The 16,988-nt window shown below is 69.5% G+C and carries 16 protein-coding genes; 7 read left to right on the forward strand and 9 right to left on the reverse strand.

Features of this window, described 5'->3' with window-relative positions:
* Positions 1 to 335: 335 nt before the first annotated feature.
* The 4 genes from ADK54_RS25255 to ADK54_RS25270 all read right to left on the reverse strand — a co-directional run bounded on the left by ADK54_RS25255 (position 336) and on the right by ADK54_RS25270 (position 5,426).
* Positions 336 to 551, reverse strand: coding sequence for a superinfection immunity protein (locus ADK54_RS25255; RefSeq protein WP_053728000.1), 216 nt, complete (start codon positions 549 to 551; stop codon positions 336 to 338).
* A 233-nt stretch (positions 552 to 784) separates the two neighbouring features.
* Positions 785 to 2,167, reverse strand: a complete 1,383-nt coding sequence (locus ADK54_RS25260) for an MFS transporter (protein WP_078966604.1) — start codon at positions 2,165 to 2,167, stop codon at positions 785 to 787.
* Positions 2,164 to 4,173, reverse strand: coding sequence for a PEP/pyruvate-binding domain-containing protein (locus ADK54_RS25265; RefSeq protein WP_053728001.1), 2,010 nt, complete (start codon positions 4,171 to 4,173; stop codon positions 2,164 to 2,166). Before ADK54_RS25265 ends, ADK54_RS25260 begins: the two co-directional genes overlap by 4 nt.
* Positions 4,170 to 5,426, reverse strand: a complete 1,257-nt coding sequence (locus ADK54_RS25270; RefSeq protein WP_420717372.1) for an ATP-grasp domain-containing protein — start codon at positions 5,424 to 5,426, stop codon at positions 4,170 to 4,172. Before ADK54_RS25270 ends, ADK54_RS25265 begins: the two co-directional genes overlap by 4 nt.
* Positions 5,427 to 5,932: 506 nt before the next feature.
* On the opposite strand from ADK54_RS25270, the gene ADK54_RS25275 reads away from it, so the two are divergent.
* On the forward strand, positions 5,933 to 7,228 hold the full coding sequence (locus ADK54_RS25275; RefSeq protein WP_053728003.1) for a PAS domain S-box protein: 1,296 nt from the start codon (positions 5,933 to 5,935) through the stop codon (positions 7,226 to 7,228).
* A 67-nt stretch (positions 7,229 to 7,295) separates the two neighbouring features.
* Here the strand turns inward: ADK54_RS25275 and ADK54_RS25280 are convergent, their stop codons facing one another.
* Complete coding sequence (locus ADK54_RS25280; protein ID WP_053728004.1) at positions 7,296 to 8,522, reverse strand: FAD-dependent monooxygenase; 1,227 nt, start codon at positions 8,520 to 8,522, stop codon at positions 7,296 to 7,298.
* A 225-nt stretch (positions 8,523 to 8,747) separates the two neighbouring features.
* On the opposite strand from ADK54_RS25280, the gene ADK54_RS25285 reads away from it, so the two are divergent.
* Complete coding sequence (locus ADK54_RS25285) at positions 8,748 to 9,593, forward strand: hypothetical protein (protein WP_159047897.1); 846 nt, start codon at positions 8,748 to 8,750, stop codon at positions 9,591 to 9,593.
* Between the two features lie 47 nt (positions 9,594 to 9,640).
* On the opposite strand, the gene ADK54_RS25290 is transcribed toward ADK54_RS25285, so the two are convergent.
* Together ADK54_RS25290 and ADK54_RS25295 are read right to left on the reverse strand one after the other, a co-directional pair.
* Positions 9,641 to 10,630, reverse strand: coding sequence for a phospholipase D-like domain-containing protein (locus ADK54_RS25290; protein WP_234392195.1), 990 nt, complete (start codon positions 10,628 to 10,630; stop codon positions 9,641 to 9,643).
* 269 nt (positions 10,631 to 10,899) lie between these two features.
* Entirely contained in the window at positions 10,900 to 11,391 is a 492-nt protein-coding gene (locus tag ADK54_RS25295; RefSeq protein ID WP_053728029.1) for a DinB family protein, read from the reverse strand.
* A 177-nt stretch (positions 11,392 to 11,568) separates the two neighbouring features.
* Between ADK54_RS25295 and ADK54_RS25300 the strand changes: the two genes are divergently transcribed.
* The 4 genes from ADK54_RS25300 to ADK54_RS25315 all read left to right on the forward strand — a co-directional run bounded on the left by ADK54_RS25300 (position 11,569) and on the right by ADK54_RS25315 (position 14,331).
* Positions 11,569 to 12,258 carry an HNH endonuclease family protein gene (locus ADK54_RS25300; RefSeq protein WP_053728007.1) on the forward strand — a complete coding sequence of 230 codons (690 nt, stop codon included), beginning with the start codon at positions 11,569 to 11,571 and terminating at the stop codon, positions 12,256 to 12,258.
* The gene (locus tag ADK54_RS25305) at positions 12,258 to 12,536 is read left to right on the forward strand and encodes a hypothetical protein (protein WP_053728008.1); all 279 of its coding nucleotides are present in this window, start codon (positions 12,258 to 12,260) and stop codon (positions 12,534 to 12,536) included. Before ADK54_RS25300 ends, ADK54_RS25305 begins: the two co-directional genes overlap by 1 nt.
* Before the next feature lie 216 nt (positions 12,537 to 12,752).
* Entirely contained in the window at positions 12,753 to 13,175 is a 423-nt protein-coding gene (locus ADK54_RS25310) for an acyl-CoA thioesterase (protein ID WP_053728009.1), read from the forward strand.
* A gap of 451 nt (positions 13,176 to 13,626) precedes the next feature.
* Positions 13,627 to 14,331: a DUF2470 domain-containing protein gene (locus ADK54_RS25315; protein WP_053728010.1), complete on the forward strand. Its 705-nt coding sequence runs from the start codon at positions 13,627 to 13,629 to the stop codon at positions 14,329 to 14,331.
* 331 nt (positions 14,332 to 14,662) lie between these two features.
* On the opposite strand, the gene ADK54_RS25320 is transcribed toward ADK54_RS25315, so the two are convergent.
* Both ADK54_RS25320 and ADK54_RS25325 read right to left on the reverse strand, forming a co-directional pair.
* Positions 14,663 to 15,073, reverse strand: a complete 411-nt coding sequence (locus tag ADK54_RS25320) for a hypothetical protein (RefSeq protein WP_053728011.1) — start codon at positions 15,071 to 15,073, stop codon at positions 14,663 to 14,665.
* A 964-nt stretch (positions 15,074 to 16,037) separates the two neighbouring features.
* Positions 16,038 to 16,430: a nuclear transport factor 2 family protein gene (locus ADK54_RS25325; RefSeq protein ID WP_053728012.1), complete on the reverse strand. Its 393-nt coding sequence runs from the start codon at positions 16,428 to 16,430 to the stop codon at positions 16,038 to 16,040.
* Positions 16,431 to 16,540: 110 nt separating this feature from the next.
* On the opposite strand from ADK54_RS25325, the gene ADK54_RS25330 reads away from it, so the two are divergent.
* Entirely contained in the window at positions 16,541 to 16,984 is a 444-nt protein-coding gene (locus ADK54_RS25330; RefSeq protein ID WP_053728013.1) for a MarR family winged helix-turn-helix transcriptional regulator, read from the forward strand.
* Positions 16,985 to 16,988 lie beyond the last annotated feature (4 nt).

Raw genomic sequence — 16,988 nt, forward strand, 5'->3', positions numbered from 1 at the left:
CGAACCCTGCTACGTCAGCCACTACTCCTCCAGTGACACCTGGGCTTCCTGCTACGTCAGCAGCGGGAACAACACCAAGTGGACGTGGCTCTCCTAGCCGGTGCTTGAGCGAGGCCCCATCGCCTGTGCAGGCCGACAGATGTGCTCTTCGAGAACGAAGAGGTCCCGGGGGCTCGCGCGCGAAAGCGGCACGCAGGGCCAGTCCTTCACTCGCCGCGGTGATGGCCGTGTATGCGGGCCCACGCCCACATACACGGCTGGACGATCCCCCTCACACGAAGAGAGGCAGGATCGCCGGTACGAGGGCTGTAAGGTCACACCAGACCGCCCCGGGATCAGGCGGGCAGCTGTCGCGGCCGAACCGGCCGCGTTGCCAGGAACAGAGCCACCAGCCACCCGAGGAAAGTCGCCCCCAGGACGACGTTGACGGTGAGAACCACCCAACGGCTTTGCACGCCTCGGCGGAACGCGATGTACGTCGGCAACAGGAAAAGCACGAAGGCCAGCGCGGCGAGCAGAACAACCTCGACCGCCCCTATGTTCCCGAACACTGCGAACTGCCTCCTTGGCTGCCACTCAAACCCACCGGTCAAGCGTACTCATGCGGCGCTCCCGCGAGCAGGTGTATCCGTGTGGCGAGCCGTTCCTTCCCGTCGCGCTGATCGAACTCCTCGGCCACGTGCCCCACTGATTCACGTCCGCGCCCGTACACCCGCCGAGGCGCTCACCCTTCCCGGGTGCGTACCTCAGCAGGTATCCGTCCGCGCCGCGGCCAGGTGTCCGGCTACGGCCCGCGGCGTGCGTCTCCGGTCCGTCCGACCGGGTCACCGGTGCGATGCCCGACAGCCGCCGCATCCCGTGCCTCGGCGTCAGGCGCCGGGGCCCCGGTCGCAGCGCGACCCCGTTTCACCACGTCGCCGCGCAGGAGCAGTTGAACGGCCCCGAGCAGCACCGCCGTCGCGAGCGCGCTGTGCCACAGCAGGGCGTCCAGGTGACCGGCGGAGACGTAGGCGCCCACGGCGATCGCGGCCAGGGCGCACACCGCGCGGTCCACGATGCTCTCGACCGAGAGGAGCGTGGCGCGCGGGGCGTTCACGGGCATGGCGTCGTTGACCAGCTTGCGCTGCACCGGGTACACGAAGCCGGTCGCCGCGGCGAACAGGCAGAGCAGAGCGATGACGGCCCAGGGTCCGACGAGCGTCATGGCCGCGAGGGTGCCCGCCAGCGCGAGGCTGAGGATCGACACCCAGGCGACCGGTGTCAGGCGACGGCTCAGCCACTGGGGACGGGCCGAGCCCACTGCCTCCGCCACCGTCATCGCGGCCAGCACTCCGCCGTGCGATGCCTCATTGATGCCGTGGTCCAACAGGATCGGCTGGAAGAGGTTGACCTGGCAGATCCGGGACAGCGTGAAGACCGCCACGCCCTGCACCATCACCAGGCCCAGCCATCGCGACGAGGCGACGCAGCGCAACGCGGCGCCCGCGTCCCGCAGAGGCGCCCGGCCCCTGCGCCCGCCGTCCTTCCGGGCGGCGGCCGCTTCCCGCGTCCCGCCGTCCGTCCCGGCGAGCCGGGGCAGCGCGACGGCGCAGGCGAGAGAGCCCGCGGCACTGGCGGCGCTGAGCACGTACGGCGCCGTGTGGGCGACCGCCATCAGGGGACCGACCAGCGGCCAGCACACGACCTTCGCCGCGAGCCCCCACGCCCGCGCGGTGCCCTCCGCCTTCAGGTAGTGCTCCTCGCACTTCTCGGCCCGCAGCCCGTCGTACAGGTAAGCGCTCGCCGCCCCCGAGGTGAGCGAGCGGCCCATGGCGATGGCGAGGAAGTGGAGGAGGAAGCCGCCGTACGAGGCGCTGACCACGGGAGCCAGGTTGGCCGCCGTCATCACCACCGCGCCGGCCCGCAGGCAGTTGCGAGCGCCGATCCGGTCGGCGATCAGCCCGGTCGGGATCTCGAACAGGCAGAACGCCACGTAGTAGATGCTCTGGATGCCGAAGATCTGCCCGTCGGACAGTCCGGCCTGCTTCTGGTAGGCGTAGAACACCGGCATCCACCACAGCAGGTTGAACAGTAGCTGGAAGCCGTAGTTGAGCCGGATGATCCGGTGGGCGGTGTCCGTGAGGGCGCCCTCCCTCGTCCCGGGACGCGGCGCGAGACGCGGGCTCACAGCGCGTACGGGCGGATCTGGACCAGCCGGAAGTCGCCCCGCTCGGTCATGAGCCACTCGATGTCCAGCGGCCTGTCCACGTCGGCCTCGCTGAAGTGGGACTGCAGGAGCCGCCCGGTCAGGGACAGGTCGGCGAGCCGGGCGCGGGTGGCGGCGGGCAGCCCGTCGCCCCAGGAGCCGAGGGCGACGGTGCGCCCGCCGCCCTCCACCGTGTTGTACAGGTACTGCTGGGGCAGGACCGAGCCCTCGACCACCCGCTCCGGGGAGCCGGGGGAACAGTTGAGGTAGACGTTGCGGAAGTCCGCGCGACGGGTCGGGTCACAGGTCACCAGGACGCCGCCGAGGGAGGCGGGCACGTACTCCTGGATGATCACGCCCATGTACGTGTCGTCGAGGGAGATCCCCACCTGGTGGCGCAGTCGCACACTGCGGGGTGACACCAGGGAGGCCCACACCTGGCGTACCGCGTCCAGGAGTTCACCGGTGCCGTGGACGGTGGTGACGGAGTCGTAGACGCCGGCCGCGGAGAATCCGGGCAGGTCCTCGGCGTTGGACGAGGAGCGCACCACCAGGCGCCCGTGTGCGGCGGGCGGCGCGGGGAAGGCCTGGCCGATCTGCCGGATGACGGACTCGGGGACGGGCGTGTGCCGGATCAGCTGCTGGAGTTGCAGGCAGATCGGGTCCAGGACGTCGGTGGCGTCGAGTTCGAGTGCCATCTTCAGTTTGCCGATGCCCTGCTGGATGGCGGGCGAGGAGGCGAGGAAGTGCTGCTGGAGCGCGAAGGGGAGCGCCACGCCCTGCGGTGCGCCGACCGTCGCCGATACGAAGTCGGCTGCCCGGGCGCGGAGTTCGGGCAGGGAGGGCGCGTCGAGGCCGAGCCGGGTGGCGAGGTGGCCGTAGAGGTCGTCGCGCGGCGGGCGCGGCCGCCCGTAGAACGCGGTGAGGTCGGCGGTTCGGCTGTCGAGCACGTGGTGCAGCTCGCCGAGGTTGGCCGCCTTCGTGCCGTAGCGGTCGCGGTCGGCGGCGCGCAGCCGGTGCAGGGCCAGGACCGGGGCGTCTTCGAGCAGGGGCGGTTCGAGGCGGATGCGCTGCTGGTGCCAGGCCGGCGCCCGCAGGACCGGTTCCTGGTCGAGCCGCTCCAGGGAGATCTCGTCCTCGCGCACCTGGTAGCGGACCCACGCGCCGTCCAGGTCGCCCTTCTCGACGAGCTGCTCCAGATCGCGCACGATCGCGTTGGGTATCCCCCAGCCGGAGGCCAGGACGTTGGTGTGGGAAAGGGGGGTGATCGGCGCGGTGTTGACGAATCCGGCCGCCCGGGGAACATCGTCCGGCAGGCACGGCATGGCCACGATGTCCGCCCAGCCGAGACCTCCCGCCGCGGCCGCGTACTCCTCGTCCGTCCGGAAGAACCGCAGCCGCCCGATGGCCTCGCCGGGGTTCAGCGGTGTCCGGACCCTGGAGCCGAAGAGTTCGTGGCTCAGGATGCGCGGCAGGCGCTGTTCGCTGATCGCCGCCAGTTCCTCCTCCTGCCCGTGGTTGGCGGGCTTGAGCAGCACCGGGAGCCGGCCGTCGACCCGTTCCCGGACGAACTCGTAGAACCGTTCGAGGAGTTGGCCGTGCATGGTGTCGGCCTCGGTCGTCTCCAGGACGAGGAAGGTGCGTTCGCGGCCCTCGGCGTCCTCGTCGGTGTGCAGGGACAGCACACCAAGGAGAAACCGACGCCCGGGATCCGTGTAGACGGCGGCGTTGAACTCGTCCAGGGCCGCGTCCAGTTCGGCGAGTTCCATGCCCAGGACGCGGGTGGCGATGTAGTTGACGTGGAAGGGGTGCGTCGACGTGTCCAGCAGGTGCCAGGTGTTCTCGGCACGGTCGACGACGACCTTGAGGTAGGGGTGGCCGGCCAGCACTCCGGAGAGGGTGCGGAAGAGGGGCAGGGAGAGGTTCTCACCGACGACGGTACGGTCCGTGGCCGGCTCGCAGGCGGCGGTGAGCAGGCGGGCGGTCACGCGGAGACCTCCTCGGGCCGCACGGCGGGCAGGACCTGGGGCAGGGCGTCCACCAACGTCTCGAAGTCACGGATCACCGTGCCCGCGTCGGTGGCGGAGAGCAGGCACAGGGCCGCCATGGTGTTGGCGCCCGCGGCCGGATCGTAGACGGGTACGACGCGTCCGTCGGCGAGCGAACTCTCCGCGACCACCGACAGCTCGCTGCCCCGGCTGAGCGGCACGTCCTTGGCGACGACCGGGAAGTCCCAGACCTTGCGGTCGCCCCAGGCCTCGCCCCGGCCGTCGACCGCGAGGACGACGAGGGAGCCCGCCGCGCCGCGCGCCTGTGCCGGGGTGAGGGCCTGCCCGGGCCACTGGACCGGGCGTCCGACGAGGTGGTCGACGAGCATGCCGACGAGGTCGAGCCCGAAGACGTCCTCGATCTGCGGCACCGTCATCGCACCGCCGAACCGGGCAGCCGTCTCGATCAGCCACATGCCGCCGTCCGCGCCGAGCTTGATCTCGGTGTGCGTTCCGCAGTCCCGCAGGCCGAGGGCATCGACCGCCTCCCGCGCGAGCGCCACCACACGGTCCTGGGCATCTGGGGACAGCAGGGCGGGGGTGATGCCGGCGCGCTCGGTGAACGGCTCGACCGTGGGCATCCGGCCACTGACGCAGACCGGGTGGAAGGTGCCGTCCGCCACCACTCCCTCGACGCTGACGTAGTCGCCCCAGCCGGGCTCGTCGAACCAGTCCGACGCGGTGCCGGTCACGATCCGCTCCACCACGAAATGGCCCTGCGCCTCGGCGACGTGGAGCTCGGCGTACCCCAACTGGGCTGATTCGGCCATGACTTGACGCGAGCGGCGCCAGGCGACGGTCAGTTCGTGCGGGGCGCGGATGATCTGATGCGCGGTGGAGCCGGCGCTCCAGGCCGCCTTGAGGAGCAGCGGGAAGGGCAGCGCGTCGGCCGCCTCGCGCAGGTCCGCCTCAGTGTCCACGGCACGGAACTCGGGCTGCGGCAGCCGGTGTTCCTGCCAGGTGCGGCGCATCAGCCGCTTGTCGCGAGCGAGCGCGGCGGCGCCGCCGGCCCCTTTGAGCCCGAGCACCTCACACGCCTCGGCGACGGCCACGACCGCGTATTCGGAGAAGGTGAGCACCGCGTCCGCGTCCATGCCCTCGGCCCGCGAGACGATCAGGGACACCAGGTCGGAGCGCTCCGCGTCGGCGGGGGTCACGATCGAGGCGCACAGTTTTCGGGCGGAGCGTGCCACGCCGGGAGGAAGAGCGCTGAGCGCCAGCAGGTGCACTTCCGCCCTCGCGGCCGTCCGGGACAGGACGTGACCGAGCGGCGGACCACCCTTGGCATGCACTAACAGCACCTTGCTCACTGAAGTTCGTCTCCATTCGTCCGTGTCGGTACGTACCGGATGCGCCGCGGGCGCCACAGGCGCCGTCCACACGATGTGTCGTCGTACTGATCGGCGATGCGCGCCGGGCGCGGGGAATCCCCCGTGTTCGTGTCGGGGCGTGTTCACCCGCACACTCAAGGGGACCACGGCAACCGGCGCCCACATCGCCCCGGGGGACGCCCGCCGTTCAGGCAAATGCCTGATTCACCGGACGTGTTGGGGCACCGCCAGGTGTCGCGAGGGCTCACAGGACGGCCTCCACTTCGGCCGAGAACCGAGCATGCACGGGAGGGGGACGGGATACCCATGGCGATGTGACAGTGCGTCAGCCGGTTGCGTACGGACCGTATACGGACGGAGAGACCGCTGTGGATGATTACGGCCTCAAGGCACTGCTCGACCACCTTCCGGTGTTCTGGTGGGAGGTAGACGAGCCGTGGCAGGTTCGCGAGCGGGGAGGCGGCGCCTTCCCCGACACCGAAACGGCACAGCGCTTCCTCGACCGGATGCGTCAGGAGCTCGCGGCCCCGGGCCACCTGGCGCAGGAGGGCCGCTGGCAGGCCCGGTTCGACGGCCGCACCTTCGATGTGAGCTGGCCCCTGGACGAGCGCCGCGCCCACCACCGTACGCACGGCTTCGCCGTGGAGGTCGGCTCCCGCCCCGAAACCCCGCGGCAGTACGCGGCCTTCGCGGGCCTGGTGAACCTCGCCCCGGCCGCCGCCTTCATCCGGGACAGCGACGGCCGCTATCTGTGGGCCAATCACGCCTACGCGCACCTCTACGGCACAGTTCCGGAGGAACTCGTCGGGAAGTACATCGAGGAATGCGACGCCCCGGCCGAGGCCGCGCAGTTCCGCGCCCTCGACCAGGAGATCCTCACGCGGGGGACTCCCGTGCGGCACACCCTGGACTACCGGCGTCCGGACGGCAGCGCGGGCCAGGCGGTGGGCCACCGGTTCCCCGTGCGGGAGAACGCGCGGACCTGCGTCGCCGGGATCTACGTGGACATCACCGATCACCTGCGCGCCATGGTTCAGCGGCAGGAGGCCGAGGACGACTTACGAGCACTGCGCGACCACAGCGGCCTGCCCTGCGCGCTGCTGTCCGCGAACGGACGTGTGGTCACGGCGAGTTCGGCCGCCGCCGAGCTGTTCGACCTCAGCCTGCCCGACCTGGTCGGCCGTCGCGCGCACACCCTGCTCGCCCCCGAAACCGGTCTCGACCGGCTGCACCGCAGGTGGAGCGGTCTGATAGCACGCCGCACCAGACGGGTGGAGACGTCCGCGGTGCTGGTGGACATCCAGGGGCGGCAGCGCCGCGCGCAACTCCATCTGACCACGGTCGGCCATTCCGCCGCCCGCGCCCGCCACGTCTGGGCCGTCGTCACCCACCTGAGCCTCGCCCACGACCCCCATCCGTCACTCACCCCCGCCCAGATCCGCATCCTCTCCCTCCTGGCGGCGGGCAGCAGCAACGGCGACATCGCCGCCTCGCTCAAGCTGTCCCGGCAGACGGTCGACTACCACATCAGCCGCCTGCGGGAACTCCTGGACGCCGACACCCGCCCCGCCCTCGTCGCCCGCGCCTACGTACTCGGCATCCTCGCGCCCCGCGCCTGGCCGCCGCGCTCCGCCACCGCGGCCCATCCGCTCAGTACCGTCTGACGGGCGGCGGCAGGGCCGCTGCACCGCCCTGCCGCCGCGCGGCCCGTCCGCGCACCTCGAAGGCCCTTCAGTAGTCCGGCAGGTCGAAGGCGACAGCCGCACGAAATTCCGCCGAGTCCTCCCGGCCGGGCCCGGCCGGACCCGCCGACTCCGTGTCTCCCTCCGGACCGGCCGCTCCCGTCTCGGCGACCAGCATCTCCTGGCCCAGCCGGAGCAGCTCCTGATTGGCCGTCACATGAGGGCGCAGGCGGTCCTCGTAGGCACGGTAGGCGGCCACGTGGTCGCCGTCGGCCAGGTGCAGCTCCCCCGCGAGGACGTAGGCCGCGGTCAGCGCCACGCTGGTGCCCTGCCCGGTGAGCGGGGAACAGCAGAATCCGGCGTCGCCCAGGAGCGCGACGCGCCCCCGGGACCAATGGTCCATCCGGATCTGCGCCACCACGTCGTAATGGAAGGCGTCGGTCTCCCACATGGCCTTCAGGAAGCGCGGCACCTCCCAGCGCAGGGACTCGCAGCGCTCGGCCACCAGCCGCTTCTGCGCCATGAGGTCACGCGGCAGCAGCCCTTCGTACGGATCCTCGGAAGTGAAGCCCACGAAGACCCGCAGTTCGGTGTTGTCCCGCACCGTCATGGCCATGCAGCCCCATACGTCGTCGACACCCGGCTGGTGGAACACCTCCCAGCGGTCGAGGCCGAGGTGGTTGGGTGCGCTCCACGACGCGATGTAGACGCCGATCGGATGCAGATAGTCGGTCTCAGGGCCGAAGACCAGCCGACGGGTCGCCGAGTGGAGGCCATCGGCTCCCACCACGAGGTCGTACCGCCGCTCCACGCCGCTCGCGAAGTGCACCCGGACGCCGCCGTCGTCCTGCACCAGCGTTCCGATGGAGTCTCCGAACAGGTACTCCACGCCGCTCCCCGCGGCCCGAGCGAGCAACGCGGCCAGATCGTCGCGGAGGATCTCCACATCGGGCCCGTCCGAGGGTCCGCCACTGGTGGTCCACCCCACGGTGCGCCGCACTTCACGACCATCCGCGTCGACGTGTGACATCCCGCGCAGGCCCGTCTTCCCGGCCCGCACATCCTCCAACAGGCCCATCCGCTCGACGACTTCGATCGCGCTGCCGCGCACGTCGACCGCCTGTCCGCCGCCGCGGAGGTCCGCAGCACGCTCGACGACGGTGACACGGAAGCCGTAGCGCGCCAGCCAGTAGGCCAGGGCCGTTCCGGCGATGCCCGCGCCGGATACGAGGATCGAGGTGGGGCGTGAGTGGTGCGGCCGGCTGCTGTTCACCATGGTGACCTCCCGAATCGGTTCGATGTGCCCATCCTCGGCAGCCGCACCGACAGAACACCGACAGCCACGTGTCGGCACCGACAACCCGCCGACAGGCCGCAAGAGGCCGGAACCTCAACCCCCTTGCCCCGAGAACGACCCCCACATTTCCGGATTCTTCCTGATCCACCGGGTCTGTATATGCTCCCCCTGGTTTGGTTAAGGAATGGGTAAAGGGTGGGGAACGTGCAGGCCGTCCGTAAGATCAAGAAGTTCGCTGTGCCGGTTGTCGGCTCGCTCGTGCTCGCCGTGGGCCTGACCGCCTGCGGCGGTGGTGGCACGAGCGGCGGCGACGGAAAGAAGAGTGGGGCGAGCGCGTCACAGCGCATGAACGCGGGAGCCGTCCTGGCGGCCGCCGCCAAGAAGACCCGCGAGCAGAACTCGTACAGGACCCGCCAGTCCGGCGGCTCCTCCGAGGACGGGGTCACGGACATGGCCTGGCAGCGCACGCCCTTCTTCTCCTCCATGCAGGTCCACGGGAAGAAGACCAAGGACAACCCGAGCGGTGAGACGTACCTCGTCGACACGGCCGACGGCGCATACACGAAGACCGACAAGATTCCCGGCAAGGACTGGTTCAAGATCGACCCGTCCAGTGACAAGAAGTCCGACCGGTCGCGGTCTCGGGGGCTGCTGACGGAGTTCCTCGGCGCCCTCAACGCCACGGGCACCGCCAAGTGGATCGGCACCGAGCAGGTCGGCGGGCGCCCCACCGACCATTTCCAGGGCACGGTGACCATCGCCGAGCTCGCCAAGTACCAGGGTCCCGCCATGGACAAGGAAAGCCACGACTGGTACGTGGACGTCATGCAGAAGGGCGGCAAGGAGCAGGCCGTCATCGACGTGTGGGTCGGCAAGGACGGCCTGGTGGCCAAGTCCCGGGAGGTCAGCTCCGGCAAGAAGGGACAGGAACAGATCGTCGAGGAGTACTCCGACTACGGCACCGGCCTCAAGGCAGAGGTCCCGCCCGCGGACCGAGTCGCCACGTTCGACGAGTACATCCAGGCCCTCGCGAACGGCCCGTCCGCCTGATCCCAGGTGCAACAGGCCGTTCGTTCGGGGTGGGTGTTGTGGAAACGTCAGACTGTGCCTGAGCCCTTGAGGAAGTCGGCGTTGAACGCCTTCTCGATGCCGCTGACAACTGCCGAGTCGCTGACTATGAGGCCGAGTTCGCGGTTGTGGTTGAGCGAGTTGTCGGAGAAGTTCTCCGAGCCGGCGAACACCTTCGCAAAGGAGGTGCCGTAGTCGGCGACGATCGCCTTGGCGTGAATGTAGTAGCCGGTGGAACTCGTGAAGGTGGTCACCTTGCCGCCCGCGGCGATGACCTGGTTCAGCTGCTTGCTGTATTGGGAGGACTGGTTCTCCGCCACGACGCGAACGGTGACGCCGCGCTTCGCGTCCGCGACGACCGCGTTCACCAGCGCGGCGTCGCCGAACTCCTCCTCCTGGACATCGAGGCTGTGCTGCGCCCCGTTGACCAGGGCCAGCAGGCGGCTTTGCGAGTCGGTGGGCGACCAGACCAGGTCGGTGCCGTCGGAGGGGGTGACGGCGGTCTTCGCGTAGTCGGCGTCGAAGACCTTCTCGATCGCGGCGACATCGGCGGCGTCGGAGTCGAAGACGCCGTAGTCACGCGAGGTCGCGTAGTACGTGGTGTCGAAGTTGCCGGTGCTGATGTACGACGTGGCGCCGTCGACGGTAATGGTCTTCTGGTGGGTGTAGACGTATGCGGAGGACGAGTACGTCACCCCGGCGCCGGCCGCCGACAGCGCCTTGTAGGCGGCGCCGTCGATGGACGCGTGCTGGGAGTCGAAGACCACGCGGACCTTGACGCCCGCCTTCTGCTTGTTGACCAGGTCGTTGACGAGAGTGGTGTCGCGCAGCTCGTAGATCGTCACGTCGACCGAGTTCTTCGCAGAGTTGACGAAGTCGTAGATCGCGCCCTCCTTCTGGTCCGGCAGAACGACCAGAGAGTAGGTGCTTGCGGCGTGGGCGGCGGCGGGCGCGAGGACACCCATCGCAGCCAGGGCGCCTGTGGCGAGGGGAACTATGAGACGGCGGGTGGGGCTCACCGGAACTCTCCAGACGTAGTTGGGGGAAGCACGCAACGCGCGTAGCGCACCCCAGTAAGTCACAGCGCCGAAGGCTCGGTGAAGTCCAGTTGAGTGAACAGCGGGGCAGCATTGCGCAAAGCGACGAAGCGCTCGTTCCCGCATCAACTACCGCTTGTTTAAGGGCTGTTGGCGTGGCGGCCAGCTACCGCGTACCGCGCGCTGCTCATTCACCCCTTCCGTCGCCCATGCCCGCGCCCGTGCCCGATGACCAGCCCGGCGGGGCAGGGTCAGACGCCGGTGGCGCCGTCGATACGTTCGCGCAGGAGATCGGCGTGTCCGCAGTGGCGGGCGTATTCGGCGATCATGTGGGTGTAGATCCACCGCAAGGTCACGGCACCGCCCATGAACGGGCTGGTCTCCTCCAGCGCGCGAGCAGCGCAGTTGGCCCGGGAAAGCGCGATCTCCGCCTCCCAAGCCTGCCGGACCGTCGTGCTGGAGACGTGCTCGGTGAGGTCGAACCCGCCGTCGTGACCTTCGGGATCGCCGCCCGGGGCATGGACCGGCCCGACCTCTTCGCCGGTCAGGACCCGACGGAACCAGTTCCGTTCGACTTCGGCCATGTGCTGGACGAGGCCCAGAAGCGTCAGCGGTGAGGGAGTCACGGAGGCACGCCGCACCTGCTCCTCGCCCAGTCCTTCGCATTTCATGGCCAGCGTTGAACGATAGAAGTCCAGCCAGCTCTCCAATGTGGTGCGCTCGTCGGCGTTGAGGGGCGGCATGGGGCGTTCGACAGTCATGACTGCGATCATGACAGGAGGGTCTGACAGACACCCCCAGCCGATCTTGATCAGCAACCGCCTCGCGCGGTCTGCTGAGCCTCCGGCGAAGAACGCCGCCGCGCCCACACTTGGGTGGATGCGCGACCCTTGCTCGGGGCAGCCGCTATCTCTGGGCTCATGATCATTTCTCGCGGGTGGCTGCGCGCCGCCATCGCTCTCACCGCCCTGTCCTGCGCTGTCGCCCCGGCCACTGCCCCGGCTTCGGCCGCAGCCGCCCTCACCGGCCGGAGTCAGTCCGCTCTGCGCCTGGCGTTGCCGGAGCCGCCCCCGGCCGAGGTCGCCCGGGGCGAGCTCAGTGAACTGAACGTCGAGGCCCCGCACACGATGTCCGGCTACAGCCGGGCGAAGTTCCCGCACTGGGCCAAACAGTACGGCGAATGCGACACCCGCGAGGTCGTCCTGCAGCGCGACGGGCAGAACGTCGCCCAGGACGACAAGTGCCGTGCGGTACAAGGGACTTGGTACAGCGAGTACGACGGCAAAACCCTCACCGCCGCCGGCCAGGTCGACGTCGACCACATGGTTCCGCTCGCCGCCGGCTGGCGGGCCGGCGCGGACCAGTGGGACACCGCCAAACGCAAAGCATTCGCCAACGACCTGGAACACTCCCAGCTGATCGCCGTCTCCGCAGCCTCCAACCGGAGCAAGGGCGACCAGACCCCCGACCTGTGGAAACCCCCGCTCCGCTCCTACTGGTGCGCCTACTCCCGGGCCTGGACCGATGTGAAGCACGTGTACGGCCTCAACGTCACCCAGGCGGAGAAGACCGCACTCGGAGAGATGCTCGACACCTGCACGGACCACTGATGCCCACCCCGGAACCAGCCGTGTGCGACGACCAGGTCACCGCGGGGCCGGGCGGCGCCATGACCGACCAGGTCGGCGTCATCACCGGCGACCTCACCATCCAAACCACCCGCCGGGCCAACAACCTCGTCCACGTCGCGATCCAGTACACCGGCGCGGACGAGTGGTACACCCTCACCGGCAGCCCGACGACCGTCCCCGACGGGGAGCTTGAGCAGTACCACGAGCGCGTCCGGGCCGCCGTCGAACACGGCGAGGGCGCCGTGGCCCCGGTCTGACGGAACCCATGCCGCAATCCGCTGAAACCACGTCGCTCAGGGCCGGTGGCAGGCGCGCCGGCCGGCCCGGTTCCGCTACGTTTGCCTCCGCCGCCCCAGCGGACGTGTGCGGCTCGTTCACCTGGCGGACGGCCTGGGTAAATCGATCGCGAACTGGGCCTGTCCATGCTGGAGTTGCCGGTTGCGAGACCGACCCGGACACATGAGGAGGGCACCATGGAGCCGATCACCGTACGGATCTCCGTGCGCGGATACGAGACCGATGCACAGGGGCACCTGAACCAGAGCGTGTACCTCCAGTACGCGGAGCACGCCCGCTGGTCCGCGCTGGAGCAGGGTGGAATCCGGCAGAGCGCCCTGCTGGACAAGGGGGTCGGGCCGGTCACCATGGAGACCACCATCCGCTACCGGCGGGAGCTGCGCGCGGGCGACGAGGTCGACGTGAGCTGCGTGTTCGTCTGGGGCGAGGGAAAGTCGTTCCGGATCGAGCAGACCATCCGGCGGGCCGACGACGGGACGGTGGCCGCCGAGATCACCGCCATCTGCGGCATGCTCGACCTCACCGAGCGCAAGCTCGTAGCCGACCCGCGCGACATCTTCCGCGCCTTGGCCTCCGACGAGACGGTCTTCGGCCTCTAGCCGCTCCATTAGCAAGCCACTCGGGCTGGGACGTATGCCGACGTGTGCCCAGGTGTGCTGCACCCAGGAAGCTCCGGCGCAGCGGCAACCCGTGCCGGTCGTTTGGGCCCCGCCGACACCGCAGCCGGGCTGGTCCGGTGTCCGCTACGGCGCTTGGCTCTCGCGCACGGCCCAGGAGGAGGTGCGGGGCATCGCCGGACCAGCCAACGGCGGCCGCGCGAACCGAGGTACGTCGTCGGCCTCACGGAGCGCCCCATCACGATCACGCCTGGACCGACGTGTCACACCCCCGTGATCCCAGTCCTCACGCCGCGTACGCGCCGCGCTTACCAGCGGGTCGGGGCCCGACGACGGAAGGGATGGGGCGACTTTCCCACCACCGATGCATAGGTTAGGTTAGGCATACCTAACCATGCATCGTGTGTCTGTGACGCCCCTCTGGAGAACCCGCATGCGCTCCCACAGTTCCCGCACCAAGCAGCCGACCCCCGCCGAGCGGATGCGGTCGATCATCACGGCGGCTCAGTCCATGACCGTGGTGACCGACGGCCGCCACCACGAGGTCTACAACCTCGACGGAACGGGCTTGTTGGGCCGCGTCCACCTCCACGACCAGGGCGACCCGCTGGAGCCCGGCCCTCCGGCTCCTCGCATCCCCATCCGCCTGGAGCTCACCGACATCGCCCCCACTCCCGTGCGCGACCGTCTGCGGGCCCGCGTCACACTGTCCGGGCTCGTAGCCGCCCCCTACAGCGGGGACTCCGCGGAGAGCACCTGCATGGAGTTCGGCCAAGCGGTGATCGAGGACGCCGAGGGGCGCGCGTACGTCACGCTGGAGCAACTGCAGGAGGCGGAGACCGACCCGATGGCCACCGGCGAGGCCGGCATGCTCACCCACCTCGTCGACGACCACCCCGATCTCGTCCCCCTCCTCCTCCGACTCGTCGAGCCGCGGCTCAAGAACGGCGTCGTGCGCGCCCTGCCGCTGGCCATGGACCGCTACGGCATCACCCTGCGACTCGAACACCCCGCCACACACCGGGACGTGCGGCTTCCGTTTCCCACACCCATGACGGACATCGATCAGGCCGGCCTTCAGTTCCACGCCCTCCTGACCGCCGCACGCCGTTCCTCCCACCACCGCCTGCCGGCCTGAAGATGAACGCACAACACTGTTCTCTTCCGAGTACGACGACCTGAGTGGCCGTCACATCGCCCAGGGCGAGTGCTGTGACGATCCCGGCAATCTTTCGTCGGGTACACCTCATGACGATCCACGCCTTGCCCGATCGCCCCGCGAACGTTCACCCGCGAGAGCCACGGGCACCACAACGCCTCCCCGCCTGCTCCCGCGGAAAACGCCCCTGGACCACCACGGCCGAGTCGTCGCCAGCACTGCCCAACCTGCCGCCCTCAGCTGAATCCGGGGAGGGGAAGTCCCCGCCCCAGACAGTGCAAATGAGCTGCCGTACCGTTTCCCGGCTCCGTTAGCGGACGGTGACGTTGAAGACCGGGGAAACCGTGGTGCCGCTGATAATGCGCAGGTCGTTCTTGCCCTTCAGGCCGAGCTTGACGCCGAGCGAGTAGGAGCCGTTACGGGAGATCGGCGCGGAGGCGGGGAGAGTGACCCACTTGCCGTTCTGCTTCTGCTGCAGCGTCACCTTGCTGCCCGCCTTGAGGCCAGTGGCGTTACCAGTGACGCGGAACAACTGCCAGGCGCCGACCGAAGACACCGACGGCTTGGCGGTGATGCCTGCCTTCGCAGCCACGGCCTGGTGGGCGGCCGGAGCGGACGCGGCGGGAGTGGCGGCCATCGCGGTGCCGGCCAGGGCGACACAGGCGGCGCTCAGGGCGCCGACGGTGGCGATGCGCAGGGAGTGACGCTTGATGACGGTCATGGTTTTATCCCTCTCGACATGGAACATCCGGCTGTGCGCCATAAGCGAAGTAAGTGCCCTTGGCGCGGTCTCACCTGGAATGACGGTCCCTCGCCCAGATGCGTTGTCGGTGCTCTGTCACCGTCTCGTAACAGCCGGATCGGCCGGGGCGCAACGGATCCCCAACTCGCCAGGGCTCGTTGACTTTCAACCCCGTCGGGTCGGGTGCTCAGCTCGCTCGGCTCAGACGAAGGCGACCTGGTCGCCCGCGTTCTGGCGGTGGTGTTCGCGGCTTGCAAGAAACGGACTGGTCTGGGTGGGGGACGGTGGGTGACCGGGGTGGCGGCTCATCGTTGAGCCCGGCGCACATGGAGAGTGCACACGGGTCCCGGCGCCTGACCAGCCCCGGGACCCGGCATCCTCAAGCCCCCGCCCGTAACCAGCCGGACGCGGACACCAGCCGCTGCGGAACAAGGGCGGCGAAGCCCGGCCGATCTCGGGCCGGCGTGACTCCACGAGCGGCGGCGCCAAGGACTTCGCAACCCGCAACGGCGACACCGCCATCACCGGCGAAGCAGGCGGCATCCTCAACACCTACGGCGCCCCCCTCATCAACATCGACGGACGCTGCGTCGTCCCCCTGCCCGAAGGCGAAGGCATCGGCGGACACCTCCTCGGCAGCCCCAAGGCCGCCTGCAACATCGCACCCGTCGACCAGTACCAAGCCCCCCAGAAGCCCCTCTAACCCACCCCCACACCACCAGCCCCACCCCACAGCCCCCTGCCACCCAGGGGGCTGTCCCACACCCAACACCCAACACGCACCACGCAGCGGCTGCAGACAACGATCCAGATGACCGGCGAATCGCCCGCGCGAATCCGGCCGCAGTCGCCGAGCTCTGCAAATCCCGCACCCGGCCCGTCAGTTGGCGCAGGCGGTAGCGCCCGCAGCAGGCCGGGCCCGCGCGACGCCGGCGGTCGCTTCTCAGCGGGCGCTGCCCAAGTTCCGGTCCGCGTCGGAGCCTTCGAGCATGAGAGTGACCTCCTCTATCCGGCGAAAGCGGCCGTCGGGCGCGAACTCGGCGAACACATACACCTCCGTACGCACCGTGGAGCCGTCCTTCTTGGTGACCCGGACCGTATGGCGGTCCGCGTAGCGGAGACCTTCGCACAGCTCGTCATGCACTTCGACGGAGCCTTCGGCCACCACCGTGCGCAGGTGGGCGATGTGATCGAGGAACTCGGCACGGTCGGCCCAGCTTCCGTCCGTGCGCTGACGGTATTCGGGGGCGAAGTGCCGGTCGGCGGCCTCGTGGAGGTCGAGTTCGGGCGTGAAGAGCAGGTCGGTGAGTGCGGCGGCGATGCCCGTGCGGTTCATGGTGCGTTCCTTCCGGATGGCATGACAGAGGATCAGGCGATGTGTGCGGCGCGCACGCATCGCCTTCACCGTAACGCACATGCGTGCGTTACGCACGCTAGTCTGGAGGCATGGACACCAGCACAGGACAAGAGATCTCCGACGCCCTCGGCGTACTCCTCAAACGCAGCACCCGCACGCAGCTCTATCGGACCCTCACCGCCGGCGTGGGCGAGGCCGTGGACGAACTCACCTACCCCGTCCTCAGCGGACTCGCCAGAACCGGCCCCCGCAGCGCCGCCGACCTCGCCCCCGACATCGGCCTCGACCGCTCCGGCATCACCCGCCGCGCCACCCAGCTGGAATCAGCGGGACTCCTGCGACGCGAACCCGACCCACACGACCGGCGCGCAACGCTCCTCGCCCTCACCGACAAGGGCGAGCAAACGGTGAAAGCTCTCCGTCAACGCCTGTCCGACCACATCGAAGCCAGCCTCGCCTCATGGCCGCCGGGCGAAGCCGCCACCTTCGCCCGCCACCTCCACCGCTTCGTCACCGACGGCCCCTTCACCTGATGCT

It is taken from the genome of Streptomyces sp. WM6378 (genome assembly GCF_001279695.1).
In the GTDB taxonomy this organism is placed as follows: domain Bacteria; phylum Actinomycetota; class Actinomycetes; order Streptomycetales; family Streptomycetaceae; genus Streptomyces.